Raw genomic sequence first — 14,850 nt, 5'->3', positions numbered from 1 at the left:
GCTGTGGAAAGCCGGTGCCCCCGCCCCCGCGGCCGGTCCTCACCGGCCCGTCCCCGCCCGCCGGTACCCGGTGGCCGGGCCCCGGCGAGTCAGTCGCTCACGGGCTTCGCGTGATGCAGGTCCACCGTGCCCGAGTAGCCGGGGAGGGTCACCCCGTCCTGCTCGTCGACCTTCCAGCCGAGCCCGTACGCCTTCACGTACAGCAGGTAGTTCTGCACCGCCGTGGAGCCGTTGAGCGCCCGCTGGAGCTTCCCGCGGTCGCCGACGGCCGTGATCCGGTACGGCGGTGAGTAGACGCGGCCCTGGAGGATCAGGGTGTTGCCCACGCAGCGCACCGCGCTGGTGGAGATCAGCCGTTGGTCCATGACCTTGATGCCCTTGGCGCCGCCCTTCCACAGGGCGTTGACGACGGCCTGGAGATCCTGCTGGTGGATCACCAGGTCGTTGGCCTGCGGCTCGGGATAGCCGGGCGCGGCCCGGGCGCCCACCGGGGCGTCGTTGAGCGTGACGGTGAGGCCCTGGCCGGCGACCTCGGTGGTGCCCGCCGCCTTCTCCAGGGCGGCCAGCTCGGCGTCCTCGGCCTTGGTGGAGCCGTCGTCGCGCCGGGCGAGGGCGTCGACCTCGTCGCGCACCGCCGCCGTGGTCTCGTCCAGCTCGGCGTTCTTCTGGCTGCGCTCGCGGATCAGGTCGGACAGCTTCAACAGCGAGTCGTCCGTACGGATGTTGGTGCCCCGGGCGGTGTTGAAACTGGTCACGAAGATCAGCCCGGCCAGGGCGAAAACGGCAGCGGTGAGCACCCGTCCGGGCCGCCACCTGCTGTGCCGGGCGGGCTCCGGGAGCGAGTCGGCGGAATTGCTCAACGTACCCTTATCTCCTTCAGCGCCGCGGAAGCACTACGCTAACGGACGCCCGGGCGAGGCAGTGGTCCCCCTCGCGCCCAGCCCCGGCCCCAGCCACAGTTCCCTGCGCGGTCACGCAGCGCATCGACAGGAGAGTCCCTCGTGCCGAAGTCACGTATCCGCAAGAAGGCCGACTTCACGCCGCCGCCGGCCGCGAAGCAGGCGACCGCCATCAAGCTCACCAACCGGAGCTGGGTGGCGCCGGTGATGTTGGCGCTGTTCGCCATCGGGCTGGCCTGGATCGTGGTGTTCTACGTCACCGATGGCACGCTGCCCGTCCAGTCGCTCAAGAACTGGAACATCGTGGTCGGCTTCGGCTTCATCGCGGGCGGGTTCGGCGTTTCCACGCAGTGGAAGTAGCCGCGAACCGGTCGACGACGATCGGATCCCGGCAAGCCCTGCCCTGAGTTATCCACAGCGTTGTGCACAGAGGTGGAAAAGGTCAGACGATCTGTGGATAACTCGCATCGTGTTGACGCCGATGTGACTGCGGCGACCCGCTGAACGCGAACCGCCACGCCCCTTGTCCGCCCGGGAAAACCCCAGGTCAGTGGCAAGGGGCACAGTTGTTCCCCCGGAAGGGCGCACCTGGTGCGCAGGATTGGCCACACACTGTGGACAACCATGGGGAAAGCTTTCGCTCAGCTGAGCGCGGCGGTCCTCACAACGACGGTCAGCACCGTCAACACCAGTACCAGGCCACCAGCCGCCCACTGGGTGACCGCCCGCCGTTCGCGCGGGCCGCCGATCATCCCGTACCCGAGGACGGCACCGGCGATCAGCCCGCCGATGTGCGCCTGCCAGGCGATGTTCGCCCAGAAGAAGGTCAGGACCAGGTTCAGCACGAGCAACGCCATGACGGGCCGCATGTCGTACTTCAGCCGGCGCACCAGCACCACGGTGGCGCCCAGCAGGCCGAAGACGGCGCCCGAGGCGCCCAGTGAGAAGCCGTACACCGGGGCGAGCAGATAGGTCAGGGCACTGCCCGCCAGTCCGGACAGCAGGTACAGCGCCAGATAGCGCGCCCGCCCCAGGGCCGCCTCCAGCGGCCCGCCCAGCCACCACACACCGAGCATGTTGAAGCCGACGTGCCACACCGCCTGGTGCAGGAACATCGAGGTCAGCAACCGGTACCACTGGCCGTCCGCGACCCCGACGAAGTCCCCCGCCGAGCCGTCGAACCGCAGCCCGACCAGGCCCAGCCGCACCACGAGCCCCGGGTCGGCGAGCACGGCCAGGAAGACGGCCAGATTGACGCCGATGAGGATCTTGGTCACCAGCTGCGGGTCACCGCCCGTGATGGTGCCACCGGCGATCGTCCTGGGCCGGGACGCGCCGGCGGAGTGTCCCGTACCGGAGCCGCTCCGGACGCACTCCGGGCACTGGAAGCCGACCGACGCCTCCACCATGCAGTCCGGGCAGATCGGCCGCTCGCACCGGGTGCAGCGGACGCCGGTCTCCACAGCGGGGTGGCGGTAGCAGCTCGGCACCTGCTCCATGGGATCCCCTCGTCGTCCTGGGCGCGGGCGTGGCCAACGCGACGCCCCGCCCATCCTTAAAGGACGGGCGGGGCAGAAAGTTCCCCGGGGGCACGCCCAGGCGGCACGGCCCTGGCGGCTCAGCCCCGGCGGCTCAGCCCCGGCGGCTCAGCCCCGGCGGCTCAGCCCTGGCGGGTCTCGATCACGACGGACTCGATGACCACGTCCTGGACCGGGCGGTCGGTGCGCGGGTTGGTCTGGGTGCCCGCGATGGCGTCCACGACCTTCCTGCCGGCCTCGCCGGCCACCTCGCCGAAGATGGTGTGCTTGCCGGTCAGCCAGGTGGTCGGCGAGACGGTGATGAAGAACTGCGAGCCGTTGGTGGCCGGGCCGGCGTTGGCCATGGCCAGCAGGTACGGCTTGTTGAAGGACAGCTCCGGGTGGAACTCGTCACCGAACTCGTAGCCCGGGCCGCCCGTCCCGTTGCCCAGCGGGTCGCCACCCTGGATCATGAAGCCGCTGATGACCCGGTGGAAGACCGTGCCGTTGTACAGCGGCTCCGTGGTCTTCTGGCCGGTCGCGGGGTGGGTCCACTCGCGCTCGCCGGTGGCCAGCTCGACGAAGTTCTTCACCGTCTTGGGGGCGTGGTTCGGCAGGAGCCGGATCTCGATGTCGCCCCGGTTGGTCTTCAGGGTGGCGTAAAGCTGCTCGGCCACGATGTGCCTTCCGTGAGTCTGCTCTGACGTCTGTTGATCCTCGCACGGAAGCCCCGGCCCGGGATCGAGGCGGACCGGTCCGCGCCGAAGCGGCGCGCGGCGAGGCGAACCGTGGCATTGTCGTCCACAAGCGCCCCTTGCACACCGCATTGACCACGGATGTGCCCCGGATGCCCGCTCGCGCATGCCGACGGACGTGTCGGCAGGCATGATTTCGAAAGGGGCGGAAAGGCGAATACCGACCCCGCCACCGAGGAGGAGGATGCCGTGACCCGCATGGACAGCGTGCGCGCCGCGACCGGCTCGGCGAAGGACAGCGTGCTGCACGCCGCGGAAGTGGTGGCGCCCTACGCCGGTACGGCGAAGGAACAGGCCGCGCACTACGCCCAGGAGGCGCGCGCGAAGCTCGCGCCGAAGGTCTCGCAGGCCGCCCAGCAGGCCCGTACCCAGGCCCGCGTGCAGTACGACACCCGTCTCGCGCCACATGTGCCGCCGAAGGTCGACCAGGCCGCCCACCGGGCCGTGGTCCGTACCCGCAGGGCCGCGCGCCAGGCGGCCGACTACACCGTGCCCCGGGTGGAGCAGGCGGTCGCGGCCGCCCAGCCCGTGCGGGAGGAGGCGGTCGCCCGTTCGACCGCCGCCGTGGCCGCGCTGCGCGGCGCGGTGACGGTGAAGGACATCGAGAAGATCGTCAGGAAGCGGCAACGCCGCGCCAGGGCCGGTCGCTTCAGCAAGGGCCTGCTGGTCCTCGGTGTGGTCGCCGGTGGCGCCTACGCCGCGTGGAAGTGGTGGGACAAGCAGGCCAACCCGGACTGGCTGGTCGAGCCCCCCGCTCCCACCGAGGTCTCCGAGGCCGCCCCGCTGACCTCGGTCGACGGGACCTCCGTCGAGGGCACCGTCGACAGCACCGGCAAGGCACCCCTCGACGCCGAGGGTGTGCTCGACCCCGAGGTGGAGGCCAAGCAGGCCGAGGCCGAGGCGGACGCCGAGTCCGTCGACCGCGAGGACCGCCCCTGACCACCGGGGTGGACCGCTAGCCGCGTCAGGCGGTGGAGCGCCGGGAGAGCTGAGAGCTCCCGGCGCTCTACGCTGCCGCGAGCGCGAGGTCGTCCGGGCGATCGGCCGGGTCGCCGTCCATGGGAGCGGCGGCGGGCAGGTGCCGCACCGAGGGGGAGGCCCCGTGCGCCTCGGCGCGGATGCGCTGCTTGATCGTGGGTGGCAGGGCCCGGTCGCGTACCGCCGCGGCGTGGACCGGCTGCGCCGGCAGGGCGGGCACGGACGGCGTCCCGGCAGCGGCGGGGACGGCGGGGGAGCCGGCGGAGGGGCGCGTCAGGCCGAGGAAGCCGAGGAGCGCGGACAGAACGGAGATGACGGCGGTCCGGAACTGCTTGACCTTGTCGGCGGCGGCCATGGCCCCTCGCTTTCGGGTTGAGCGATCTGCATACCTTTCTCATGATGTGTACGCATCTCGGGATTCGGCGCAATGACGCAGCCTCCCGGCAGATCGTCCGATGAACACCACCCGTCCGGCCCAGCCGTGGCCCCCGCGGGCCCCCTCCCGGCGGGCCCGACCCGGGCCCCGCACCGACGACAAGAGGCCCCTCCGATCCTGTTCCCACAGGTCGGAGGGGCCTCACGTGTGGAGCCTAGGGGAGTCGAACCCCTGACATCTGCCATGCAAAGACAGCGCTCTACCAACTGAGCTAAGGCCCCGGGACGGGAGCGACGGCCAGGGCGATGATCGCGTCCGGCCGCTGCCGCAGACCAGAGTACCGGGTGACGGGGGGTGCACCGCAAAAAGTATGGGGACTCCCGGGTGGCGACCACTCTCCGTAAGATGCTGGCGAGGTTCGCAGCAGCGAACCGAAGCGATGGGGAGACGCACATGGATGCTGCACAGCAGGAAGCGACTGCCAGAGCCAGAGAGCTCCAGCGCAGTTGGTACGGGGAGCCGCTGGGTGCGCTCTTCCGTCGGCTCATCGATGATCTGGGCCTGAACCAGGCACGCCTCGCGGCAGTGCTGGGGCTGTCGGCTCCGATGCTCTCCCAGTTGATGAGCGGCCAGCGGGCCAAGATCGGCAACCCCGCCGTGGTGCAGCGCGTGCAGGCCCTCCAGGAGCTGGCGAGCCAGGTCGCCGACGGCAGCGTCAGCGCCGTCGAGGCCACCGCGCGGATGGACGAGATCAAGAAGTCGCAGGGTGGCTCGGTGCTCACCGGCACCAGCCAGACCACCGCCAGTTCGGGCGCGCCGACGGTACGGCGGGTGGTCCGCGAGATCCAGTCGCTGCTGCGATCGGTGGCGGCGGCCGGTGACATCATCGACGCGGCCGATTCCCTCGCCCCCACCCACCCCGAGCTGGCAGAGTTCCTCCGGGTGTACGGGGCGGGGCGCACCGCCGACGCCGTCGCGCACTACGAGTCGCACCAGAGCTGATCGCGGTGTGACGCCGGCACGGGGCCAGGAACCAGGGGACTGGGAGCGGGCGCGGGCAATGGGTGAGGTCTTCGCTGGACGGTACGAACTCGTGGACCCGGTCGGGCGGGGCGGTGTCGGGGCCGTCTGGCGGGCCTGGGACCACCGCCGGCACCGGTACGTGGCGGCCAAGGTCCTCCAGCAGAGCGACGCGCACACGCTGCTGCGGTTCGTGCGCGAACAGGCGCTGAGGATCGACCACCCGCACGTCCTGGCCCCGGCGAGCTGGGCGGCCGACGACGAGAAGGTGCTGTTCACCATGGACCTGGTGAGCGGTGGGTCGCTCGCCCATGTGATCGGTGACTACGGCCCCCTGCCGCCCCGGTTCGTGGGCGTTCTCCTCGACCAGCTGCTGTCCGGCCTGGCCGCCGTGCACGCGGAGGGGGTGGTGCACCGGGACATCAAACCGGCCAACGTACTGCTGGAGGCGACCGGGACCGGACGGCCGCATTTGCGACTGTCCGACTTCGGCATCTCCCTGCGCAAGGGCGAACCGCGGCTGACCGAGACCGACCATGTGGTGGGTACGCCCGGCTACTTCGCACCCGAACAGTTATGGGGGGCCGAACCGGACTTCCCCGCCGACCTGTTCGCGGTCGGCCTGGTGGGGCTGTATCTGCTGCGGGGCCGGAAGCCGGACGCCCAGGCCCTGGTGGAGCACTTCGCCGCGCACGGCACACCGGGTCCGCCGCAGGGCGTCCCCGAGCCGCTGTGGCAGGTTCTCGCGGGCCTGCTGCAACCGGACCCGCAGGCACGTTTCCGCACGGCCACCGGGGCGCGCAAGGCGCTGGTGGGGGCGATGGAACTGCTGCCGGAACCGCTGTTCGACGACGAACCCGTCGAGATCTTCGACCAACTCGGGCCGCTCCCCGTGGGCTTCGGCCCGCAAGGCCCGGAAGGGCGGGTAGGCCCGGAAGAGCGGGCAGGCCGAGAAGGCCGGGGAGGCCCGAGACGCGTGGCAGGCACGGCAGACGCGACCGGCACGGCAGGCCCGACCGGCACGGCAGGCCCGACAGTCCCCGCCGCCCCCGCCGCTCCGGCAGGCCCGCGGGCTCCCGGCGGGTCCGCGGACGGCTCCGGCGCTCCCGGCCCCCATGGCCGCCCCGATGGTCCCGCGGGCGCGGCGACGGCGGCCGGGGCGCCCGCCGGCCCTGCCGCTCCAGCAGGCCCGGCCCCGTCCCCCGGCCGCCCCGAGGCCACGCCGCCACCGCTCCCCGGGCACCCGGCCGCGCCTGGCGGCCCCGCGCCCGGGTACGTCTCCGGGCCGCCCGCCGCCATCTGGCCGGCCGCCCCGGTGCCGTACGAAGCCGCTCCCACCCGGCAGTACACCGCCGGCGCTCCCCGGCCCGCCGCTCCGCCCGCTCCTCCCGTCCGCCACGGCCGTCCGGGGCCGCCCCCGCAGGTCGCGCTCCCGGTGCTGTTCGTCGCGCTCGTCTGCTTCGCGGTCGGCATCTGGGCGCTGCTGCGGATGTGAACCCGCTACCGGGCCGGGCGCCTGCGGGCCAGCAGGGTCCACACGGCCAGCCCGACGACCAGGGCCGCTCCCGTCCCGATCCCGGCCGCCGCGACGACCCGCATGGCGCCGTCCCCCGGTCCCGCGCCACCGTCCTCCCGCCCGACGGCGAAGATGCCGGCCGGGCCGTCGTACGGGGGCGCCGCCCCCGGCGTACCGCTCACCCAGATCCGCAGGGTCAGTCCGTACGGCTTGTCGCCGAAGCGCGGGCCCACCTGGGGGCTGAGGCTGACCCGCAGGTAGTACCAGCCCGCGAACCGCATGCCCGACTCCTTCGGGCCCGGCGCGAACCGGTTCTCGTAGCGCACCGGTGGCAGGGGGTCGATCACGGCCGATCCGCGCCGCCCGTCGTACGACAGTGAGTCGTCGCCGCCGACGGGTCCCCGCGCCGGGTTGTACAGGGTCAGGGAGAGCGCGCCTCGCACGAAGCCCCGGCCGCCCGGTGAGCCGGCCAGGTCCACGCCGGCGGAGATCCGCTGCCCCCAGTCCACCGGCACCCGGTAGAAGCGGGAGCGGCCGGGCTCGACACGATCCGTCCACAGACCGCCGGCCAGCGCGGGCGCGTCGGAGAAGCCGCTGCCGCCGCTCCGTTCGCTCGCGCTCCCGGCCGGGGCCGGGCCGACCGGGGCCGTCGCCCCGGACGGTCCTGCCGCGTCCCCCGCGTCCGTACCGTCCGCCGGGCCTCCCGGGGCGGTCGGGGCGGCACCGGACCAAGTGCCGGGCGGGGAGGTGTTCCTGAGCCTCGGCTCATGTACGTGCCGGAGCTCCAGCGCCCACGGCGCGGCGCCCGCGCCGCCCCCGGAACCGCGCTCCACGACCACGTAATGGGGACCGGACCGCTGGCACGACGGGGCTCCGGTGCCCAGCGTCCGGTGCGCGTAGGCGGCCAGCGGCCTGGGGAAGGCGGCAGCGCCGAACCGGGACTCGCCGGCTCCGCAGACGACGCCGCCCGCGTCCCGCAGGGACACCTTGAGGCCGTCCGCGAAGGAGACCGTGGCGCCCTGCCCGGGAACGGCCACGGCGGAAACATAGGCGTGCCTGTCGGCGGCCAGGTCCACGCGGTAGACCAGCCTGCCGCCAACGCCGAGGGAGTCCCGGTACGTGGCGTCCGCCGCCAGCCGGGGCGCGTCACCGGTGGCGGCGGCCCCGCGCACGGGGCGGATGTCCTCGGCGAAGGCGTACGCGTACGAACCGTCGTCCCCCGCCGCCCCGCCCACCGCCCCGGCGCACAACGCCAGGGTCGTGAGCGTCCCCGTGCCCCACCGGAGCCTCCGCCGCCTGCTCACGCGCTCCCCCTCGTCCGCGGGTTGCCGTACACAGCCGGTCCATCCTGCCGCGCCCGCCGCGCGCTGTCCGCAGGGACAGCCGAATACCGGACTTCGCGAATGCGATCTTTTTATTCGCGATGGTGAAGGGGATGGCCGACGGGCGGCGGCCCGGACAGCACGAGGCCCCGGCCGCTTCTCAGCGGCCGGGGCCTGTCGGCAGACTTTTCCGTCTCACACACCCGAACCTGCGGGCACGGAGTCGGTCGCCTCCGTCCACAGATCCTGCTCGGCGCGATCCGCCTGGATCTGGCGGTACACGAGGAGCCCGCCGATGGCGGCCAGTGCGACCAGGAGGAGCTTCTTCACCGCGCGACCTCGTCTTTCCTTGACGTAGGAGACCTTCTGGCGCCCGACTATACACACCGACCGATACCGATCGGTGACCTACGTCCCACCCAGCGGGCACCCTCCCGGAGAACGCGATCGGCCCGGACGGAGAGTCTCCGTCCGGGCCGATCGTGTCACTGTGGGGCTAACAGGATTTGAACCTGTGGCCTCATCCTTATCAGGGATGCGCTCTAACCAACTGAGCTATAGCCCCTCCGCGCTGCGCGCTGACCTCTGAAGATTAGCGCACAGGGCGTCGAGTACCAAAATCCAGGTCACTCGTCCTCGGCGAGGGTGAGCTCCACGCCACCCACGAATCCGGCGGACAGGTTGTAGATGAAGGCACCGAGCGTCGCCAGGGCGGTGGCCAGCACCACATCGATCACCGCGATCACCGAGGTGAAGATCAGCACGCGCGGCAGCGACAGGAACGACTGGATGTCGAAACCGTTGCCCTCGTGCGACCCGGTGGCATCGCTGATGGTGCCGCCGACCGCCGAGAAGACGCCCATCGCGTCCATGACCATCCACAGCACCGCCGCCGCCACCACCGAGCAGATGCCCAGCGCGATGGAGAGCAGGAAGCTCACCTTCATCACCGACCACGGATCGGCCTTGGCCACCCGCAGCCGGGCCTTGCGCGTCCGGGGCATCGTCTTCGCGCCCGTGCGGGGCAGGCGCACCGCGGACGCGTCCGTACCCCCGGCGGACGCCGGGCCGGCGGCCGTGGCCGTGGCACCGTCCTTGCCGGTGTACGCCTGCGGCGGGTGGTAAGGCTGGTCCGCCTTGGTGGACTTGGGACGCTTGCCCGGCAGCGGGCCGTCCTCGTACGTGGTCACCGTTACCCCCTGGGAGTCCGTGGCAGGGCCACGGGCACCGTTCGCTCCGGAAGCGGCCGATCCGGCGCCCGTGGCTCCACTCACGATCTACTCCTCGTGCTCCCCGGCCGAGGACTCCGTGTCCTCGGCGGCATCAGCCGCGGCGCCGCCCACCGTGGCGGCGTCCCCGGTCCCTGCGAGACCTCCGGTACCTTCCGTACCCTCGGTCTCCTCCGTCGCTTCCAACGCGTCGGCGCCTTCGACCTCTTCGGCCTCGGCACCGGCCTCGGCGTTGCGGGCGATACCGACGACGGCGTCGCGCTTGCCAAGGTTGATCAGCTGGACGCCCATGGTGTCACGGCCCGTCTCCCTGACTTCACTGACTCGCGTGCGAATCACACCGCCGGACAGCGTGATGGCGAGGATCTCGTCGCTCTCCTCCACCACCAGCGCGCCGACGAGCGAACCGCGGTCCTCGACGATCTTCGCAGCCTTGATGCCCAGACCGCCACGCCCCTGGACGCGGTACTCGTCGACGGCGGTCCGCTTGGCGTACCCGCCGTCCGTCGCGGTGAACACGAACGTACCTGGCCGCACCACATTCATCGAGAGGAGTTCGTCCCCTTCGCGGAAGCTCATCCCCTTGACCCCGGATGTCGCCCGGCCCATCGGGCGCAGCGCCTCGTCCGTCGCGGTGAACCGGATGGACTGCGCCTTCTTGCTGATCAGCAGCAGGTCGTCCTCGGCGGAGACCAGCTCGGCGCCGATCAGCTCGTCGTCGCTGCCGTCCTCCATCCCCCGGAGGTTGATCGCGATGACACCGCCGGAGCGCGGCGAGTCGTAGTCCTTCAGCGGGGTCTTCTTCACCAGGCCGGCCTTGGTGGCCAGCACCAGGTACGGCACCGCCTCGTAGTCGCGGATCGCCAGGATCTCGGCGATCTTCTCGTCCGGCTGGAAGGCCAGCAGGTTGGCTACGTGCTGGCCGCGGGCGTCCCGGCCGGCGTCGGGCAGCTCGTACGCCTTGGCGCGGTAGACCCGGCCCTTGTTGGTGAAGAACAGCAGCCAGTGGTGGGTCGTGGACACGAAGAAGTGGTCGACGATGTCGTCTTCCTTGAGCTTCGTCCCGCGTACGCCCTTGCCGCCGCGCTTCTGCGAGCGGTAGTCGACGGTCTTCGTACGCTTCACATAGCCGCCACGCGTGATGGTGACGACGATGTCCTCCTCGGCGATCAGGTCCTCGATGGACATGTCGCCGTCGAAGGGCACCAGCTTGCTGCGGCGGTCGTCACCGTACTTCTCGACCAGCGCCGCCAGTTCCTCGCTCACGATCCGGCGCTGGCGCGACTCGGAGGCCAGGATCTGGTTGTACTCGTTGATCTTCTCCTGGAGCTCGTCGTGCTCGGCGACGATCTTCTGGCGCTCCAGCGCGGCCAGCCGGCGCAGCTGCATCTCGAGGATGGCGTTGGCCTGGATCTCGTCGATCCGGAGCAGGCCCATCAGGCCCTCGCGCGCGATCTCCACGGTGTCGCTGCGCCGGATCAGCGCGATGACCTCGTCGATCGCGTCCAGCGCCTTGAGCAGACCGCGCAGGATGTGCGCGCGCTCCTCGGCCTTGCGCAGGCGGAACTTGGTACGCCGGACGATGACCTCGATCTGGTGCGTCACCCAGTGGCGGATGAACGCGTCCAGCGAGAGCGTGCGCGGCACCCCGTCGACCAGGGCGAGCATATTGGCGCCGAAGTTGGTCTGGAGGTCGGTGTGCTTGTAGAGGTTGTTCAGCACGACCTTGGCGACCGCGTCCCGCTTGAGGACGATCACCAGCCGCTGGCCGGTGCGCGAGGAGGTCTCGTCGCGCACGTCGGCAATGCCGCCGATCTTGCCGTCCTTGACCAGGTCGGCGATCTTCTGGGCGAGGTTGTCCGGGTTGACCTGGTAGGGCAGCTCGGTGACCACCAGGCACTGGCGGTTCTGGATCTCCTCGACCTCGACCACCGCGCGCATCGTGATGGAGCCGCGGCCGGTGCGGTACGCCTCCTCGATGCCCTTGCGGCCCACGACCAGGGCACCGGTGGGGAAGTCGGGGCCCTTGATGCGCTCGATCAGCGCGTCCAGGAGCTCCTCGTGGCTGGCCTCCGGGTGCTCCAGCGCCCACTGCGCGCCGGCCGCGACCTCGCGCAGGTTGTGCGGCGGGATGTTGGTCGCCATGCCGACCGCGATACCGGCCGAGCCGTTGACCAGCAGGTTGGGGAACCTGGCCGGCAGGACCGTCGGCTCCTGGTTGCGGCCGTCGTAGTTGTCCGTGAAGTCGACGGTCTCCTCGTCGATGTCCCGGAGCATCTCCATGGCCAGCGGCATCATCTTGCACTCGGTGTACCGCATGGCGGCCGCCGGGTCGTTGCCCGGGGAGCCGAAGTTGCCGTTGGAGTCCACCAGCGGCATGCGCATCGACCAGTGCTGGGCCAGGCGGACCAGGGCGTCGTAGATCGAGGAGTCGCCGTGCGGGTGGTACGTGCCCATGACGTCACCGACGACGCGGGCGCACTTGTAGAAGCCCTTCTCGGGCCGGTAGCCGCCGTCGTACATCGCGTACAGCACGCGGCGGTGGACGGGCTTGAGACCGTCGCGCACGTCCGGCAGCGCGCGCGACACGATGACGGACATCGCGTAGTCGAGGTACGAGCGCTGCATCTCGGTCTCGAGCCCGACGGGCTCGACGCGCATGCCCACACCGGGGACGGGGGGCTCCTCTTCGGGCGTGACGGTGGCAGGAGTGTTCTCGTCGGCCATTGCTGGTCTTCAGTCCTTTCGTACGGTCAGCTGAGACCGACTCAGATGTCGAGGAAGCGAACGTCCTTGGCGTTGCGCTGGATGAAGGAGCGCCGGGCCTCGACGTCCTCACCCATCAGCACCGAGAACAGGTCGTCGGCCTGGGCCGCGTCGTCCAGCGTGACCTGGCCGAGCACCCGGTGGTCCTGGTCCATGGTGGTGATGCGCAGTTCCTCGGCGTTCATCTCGCCCAGACCCTTGAAGCGCTGGATCGAGTCCTCGCGGATGCGCTTGCCCTGCTGCTTGCCCAGCTCGACCAGCGCGTCGCGCTCACGGTCGGAGTACGCGTACTCGAAGTCGTCCCGGCCCCACTTGATCTTGTACAGCGGCGGGCGGGACAGGTACACGTGGCCGGCCTCGACCAGCGGGCGCATGAAGCGGAAGAGGAAGGTCAGCAGCAGCGTGTTGATGTGCTGGCCGTCGACGTCGGCGTCCGCCATCAGGATGATCTTGTGATAGCGGAGCTTGGAGATGTCGAAGTCCTCGTGGACCCCGGTGCCGAAGGCCGAGATCAGCGCCTGCACCTCGGTGTTCTGCAGGATCTTGTCGATCCGCGCCTTCTCGACGTTCAGGATCTTGCCGCGGATCGGCAGGATGGCCTGGAACTCCGGGTTCCGGCCCGACTTGGCCGAGCCGCCGGCGGAGTCGCCCTCGACGATGAAGATCTCGCACTTGGCCGGGTCGTTCGACTGGCAGTCCGACAGCTTGCCGGGCAGCGAGGCCGACTCCAGGAGCCCCTTGCGGCGGGTCAGGTCACGCGCCTTGCGGGCGGCCACGCGCGCGGTGGCTGCCTGGATCGACTTGCGGATGATGTCCGCGGCCTCGTTGGGGTTGCGGTCCAGCCAGTCCGTGAGGTGCTCGTAGACGATCTTCTGGACGAAGGTCTTGGCCTCCGTGTTGCCCAGCTTGGTCTTGGTCTGGCCCTCGAACTGCGGCTCGCCGAGCTTCACCGAGATGATCGCCGTCAGACCCTCGCGGATGTCCTCGCCCGTGAGGTTGTCGTCCTTCTCGCGGAGCAGCTTCTTGTCGCGCGCGTACTTGTTGATCAGGCTGGTCAGCGCGGCGCGGAAGCCCTCTTCGTGGGTACCGCCCTCGTGGGTGTGGATCGTGTTCGCGAACGAGTACACACCCTCGGTGTACTGCGAGTTCCACTGCATCGCGATCTCGACCGAGAGCATGCGCTCGCGGTCCTCGGACTCGATGTCGATGACGGTGGGGTGGATCAGCTCGCCCTTGCGCGAGTTGAGGTACTTGACGAAGTCGACGATGCCGCCCTCGTAGTGGTACATCACCGTGCGCGCCGGGGTCTCCTCCGCCGCCTCGGCGTCGGGGTCGTCCGCGCCGACGGTCGCCTTCGCCGACTCGCGCTCGTCGGTCAGCGTCAGGGTCAGGCCCTTGTTGAGGAAGGCCATCTCCTGGAAGCGGCGCGACAGCGTCTCGAAGGAGTACTCCGTCGTCTCGAAGACGTCCGGGTCGGCCCAGAAGGTCACCGACGTACCGGAGTCCTCGACCGCCTCGTGCCGGGCCAGCGGGGCGGTCGGCACGCCGAGCTTGTAGTCCTGCGTCCAGCGGTAGCCGTCGCGCTTGATCTCGACCGAGACGCGGGAGGACAGCGCGTTGACGACGGACACGCCGACGCCGTGCAGACCGCCGGAGACCGCGTAGCCGCCGCCGCCGAACTTGCCGCCGGCGTGCAGGACGGTGAGGACGACCTCGACGGCCGGCTTCTTCTCGACCGGGTGCATGTCGACCGGGATACCGCGCCCGTTGTCGATGACCCGGACGCCGCCGTCGGCCAGGATCGTGACGTCGATGGAGTCCGCGTGGCCGGCAAGGGCCTCGTCGACGGAGTTGTCGACGACCTCGTACACCAAGTGGTGAAGTCCACGCTCACCGGTGGACCCGATGTACATGCCAGGCCGCTTGCGGACCGCGTCCAGACCCTCGAGGACGGTGATCGCGCTGGCGTCGTACGACGAGGTGACCTCGCCGTTCTCCCCGGCGGCAGTGGACGGAATGTTCTCGTTGGGGTTGCCGGAATCGGCCACGAAGCGCCCTTTCTGGCACAGCACAAGCCGTTGCTCCGGGCACACCGGAGCGGCTGCGTCGTTCGACATGTTCCGCGATGGGCGGGATTACCTACCAGTCTACCGGTAGCACTGACACTGATGGGGGTTTGCCGGTACCTGAGTCCGCATGTGCCGCCCTGAACCGGCGCCGACCTACTCCCCATATCCGGGAAGGGGCTCCAAGAGGCTCACAACGGCACTCAGCGCTTCGCCCTGTCAACCGCCCGCTACGTGACGACCGCCTCACCACGGCGGCCGGAAACCCCTGCGGACGAGGGCGGCCGGGGTCGGGTGGCGGGGGTGCGGGACGGACCACAGGGAGCGGTTCCCGGGAGGGCCGCCGGGGACGGGGGCCGGAGGCCGGCCGACGGGGCGGGGCGGGCGCCGCGTGCCCGTCGGGTGC

General features: G+C 70.7%; 13 protein-coding genes and 2 tRNA genes. 4 read left to right on the top strand and 11 right to left on the bottom strand.

All coding sequences use genetic code 11. The annotated features are described in order from the left end of the window. Nucleotides 1–89: 89 nt before the first annotated feature. Entirely contained in the window at nt 90–860 is a 771-nt protein-coding gene (locus AB0H53_RS04265; RefSeq protein WP_362106875.1) for a DUF881 domain-containing protein, read from the bottom strand. A 141-nt stretch (nt 861–1,001) separates the two neighbouring features. On the opposite strand from AB0H53_RS04265, the gene crgA reads away from it, so the two are divergent. Further along, on the top strand, nt 1,002–1,259 hold the full coding sequence (gene crgA / locus AB0H53_RS04260) for a cell division protein CrgA (protein WP_362106872.1): 258 nt from the start codon (nt 1,002–1,004) through the stop codon (nt 1,257–1,259). A gap of 281 nt (nt 1,260–1,540) precedes the next feature. Here crgA and AB0H53_RS04255 read toward each other — a convergent pair whose 3' ends face one another. Beyond that, on the bottom strand, nt 1,541–2,398 hold the full coding sequence (locus AB0H53_RS04255) for a rhomboid family intramembrane serine protease (RefSeq protein ID WP_362106869.1): 858 nt from the start codon (nt 2,396–2,398) through the stop codon (nt 1,541–1,543). Between the two features lie 161 nt (nt 2,399–2,559). Beyond that, nucleotides 2,560–3,093 carry a peptidylprolyl isomerase gene (locus AB0H53_RS04250; RefSeq protein ID WP_362106866.1) on the bottom strand — a complete coding sequence of 178 codons (534 nt, stop codon included), beginning with the start codon at nt 3,091–3,093 and terminating at the stop codon, nt 2,560–2,562. A 267-nt stretch (nt 3,094–3,360) separates the two neighbouring features. Here AB0H53_RS04250 and AB0H53_RS04245 point away from each other — a divergent pair, with 267 nt between their 5' ends. Beyond that, nucleotides 3,361–4,110: a DUF5324 family protein gene (locus AB0H53_RS04245; RefSeq protein WP_362106863.1), complete on the top strand. Its 750-nt coding sequence runs from the start codon at nt 3,361–3,363 to the stop codon at nt 4,108–4,110. 67 nt (nt 4,111–4,177) lie between these two features. On the opposite strand, the gene AB0H53_RS04240 is transcribed toward AB0H53_RS04245, so the two are convergent. Together AB0H53_RS04240 and AB0H53_RS04235 are read right to left on the bottom strand one after the other, a co-directional pair. Then, entirely contained in the window at nt 4,178–4,504 is a 327-nt protein-coding gene (locus AB0H53_RS04240; protein ID WP_362106860.1) for a DUF6344 domain-containing protein, read from the bottom strand. Between the two features lie 229 nt (nt 4,505–4,733). After that, nucleotides 4,734–4,806 (bottom strand) — tRNA-Ala (locus AB0H53_RS04235). Nucleotides 4,807–4,978: 172 nt separating this feature from the next. Between AB0H53_RS04235 and AB0H53_RS04230 the strand changes: the two genes are divergently transcribed. Together AB0H53_RS04230 and AB0H53_RS04225 are read left to right on the top strand one after the other, a co-directional pair. Beyond that, the gene (locus AB0H53_RS04230; RefSeq protein WP_362106857.1) at nt 4,979–5,527 is read left to right on the top strand and encodes a DNA-binding protein; all 549 of its coding nucleotides are present in this window, start codon (nt 4,979–4,981) and stop codon (nt 5,525–5,527) included. Between the two features lie 58 nt (nt 5,528–5,585). Further along, nucleotides 5,586–7,040: a serine/threonine-protein kinase gene (locus AB0H53_RS04225; protein ID WP_362106854.1), complete on the top strand. Its 1,455-nt coding sequence runs from the start codon at nt 5,586–5,588 to the stop codon at nt 7,038–7,040. A gap of 5 nt (nt 7,041–7,045) precedes the next feature. Here the strand turns inward: AB0H53_RS04225 and AB0H53_RS04220 are convergent, their stop codons facing one another. From AB0H53_RS04220 to gyrB, 6 genes are all read right to left on the bottom strand, one after another. After that, nucleotides 7,046–8,365 carry a hypothetical protein gene (locus tag AB0H53_RS04220; RefSeq protein WP_362106851.1) on the bottom strand — a complete coding sequence of 440 codons (1,320 nt, stop codon included), beginning with the start codon at nt 8,363–8,365 and terminating at the stop codon, nt 7,046–7,048. 213 nt (nt 8,366–8,578) lie between these two features. Next, complete coding sequence (locus AB0H53_RS04215) at nt 8,579–8,713, bottom strand: DLW-39 family protein (RefSeq protein WP_003958712.1); 135 nt, start codon at nt 8,711–8,713, stop codon at nt 8,579–8,581. 161 nt (nt 8,714–8,874) lie between these two features. Continuing rightward, nucleotides 8,875–8,948, bottom strand: a tRNA-Ile gene (locus AB0H53_RS04210). 61 nt (nt 8,949–9,009) lie between these two features. Next, nucleotides 9,010–9,657, bottom strand: coding sequence for a DUF3566 domain-containing protein (locus AB0H53_RS04205; protein ID WP_362106848.1), 648 nt, complete (start codon nt 9,655–9,657; stop codon nt 9,010–9,012). A 3-nt stretch (nt 9,658–9,660) separates the two neighbouring features. Next, a complete protein-coding gene (gene gyrA / locus AB0H53_RS04200) occupies nt 9,661–12,339 on the bottom strand; it encodes a DNA gyrase subunit A (protein WP_362106845.1) in 2,679 nt (892 codons plus the stop codon). Nucleotides 12,340–12,380: 41 nt separating this feature from the next. Then, the gene (gene gyrB, locus AB0H53_RS04195) at nt 12,381–14,450 is read right to left on the bottom strand and encodes a DNA topoisomerase (ATP-hydrolyzing) subunit B (RefSeq protein ID WP_362107220.1); all 2,070 of its coding nucleotides are present in this window, start codon (nt 14,448–14,450) and stop codon (nt 12,381–12,383) included. Between the last annotated feature and the right edge of the window lie 400 nt (nt 14,451–14,850).

The organism is Streptomyces sp. NPDC050856, from assembly GCF_040653855.1.
Taxonomy (GTDB): Bacteria; Actinomycetota; Actinomycetes; order Streptomycetales; family Streptomycetaceae; genus Streptomyces.
Note: the sequence above shows the minus strand (reverse complement) of the source record. Positions and strands in the feature narration are given on the sequence as shown.

Excerpts from the sequence above, each read along its gene's own strand:
- AB0H53_RS04255 (WP_362106869.1), bottom strand. The coding sequence starts at position 2,398 with ATGGAGCAGGTGCCGAGCTGCTACCGCCACCCCGCTGTGGAGACCGGC.
- AB0H53_RS04240 (WP_362106860.1), bottom strand. The coding sequence starts at position 4,504 with ATGGCCGCCGCCGACAAGGTCAAGCAGTTCCGGACCGCCGTCATCTCC.
- AB0H53_RS04230 (WP_362106857.1), top strand. The coding sequence starts at position 4,979 with ATGGATGCTGCACAGCAGGAAGCGACTGCCAGAGCCAGAGAGCTCCAG.
- AB0H53_RS04225 (WP_362106854.1), top strand. The coding sequence starts at position 5,586 with ATGGGTGAGGTCTTCGCTGGACGGTACGAACTCGTGGACCCGGTCGGG.
- gyrA (WP_362106845.1), bottom strand. The coding sequence starts at position 12,339 with ATGGCCGACGAGAACACTCCTGCCACCGTCACGCCCGAAGAGGAGCCC.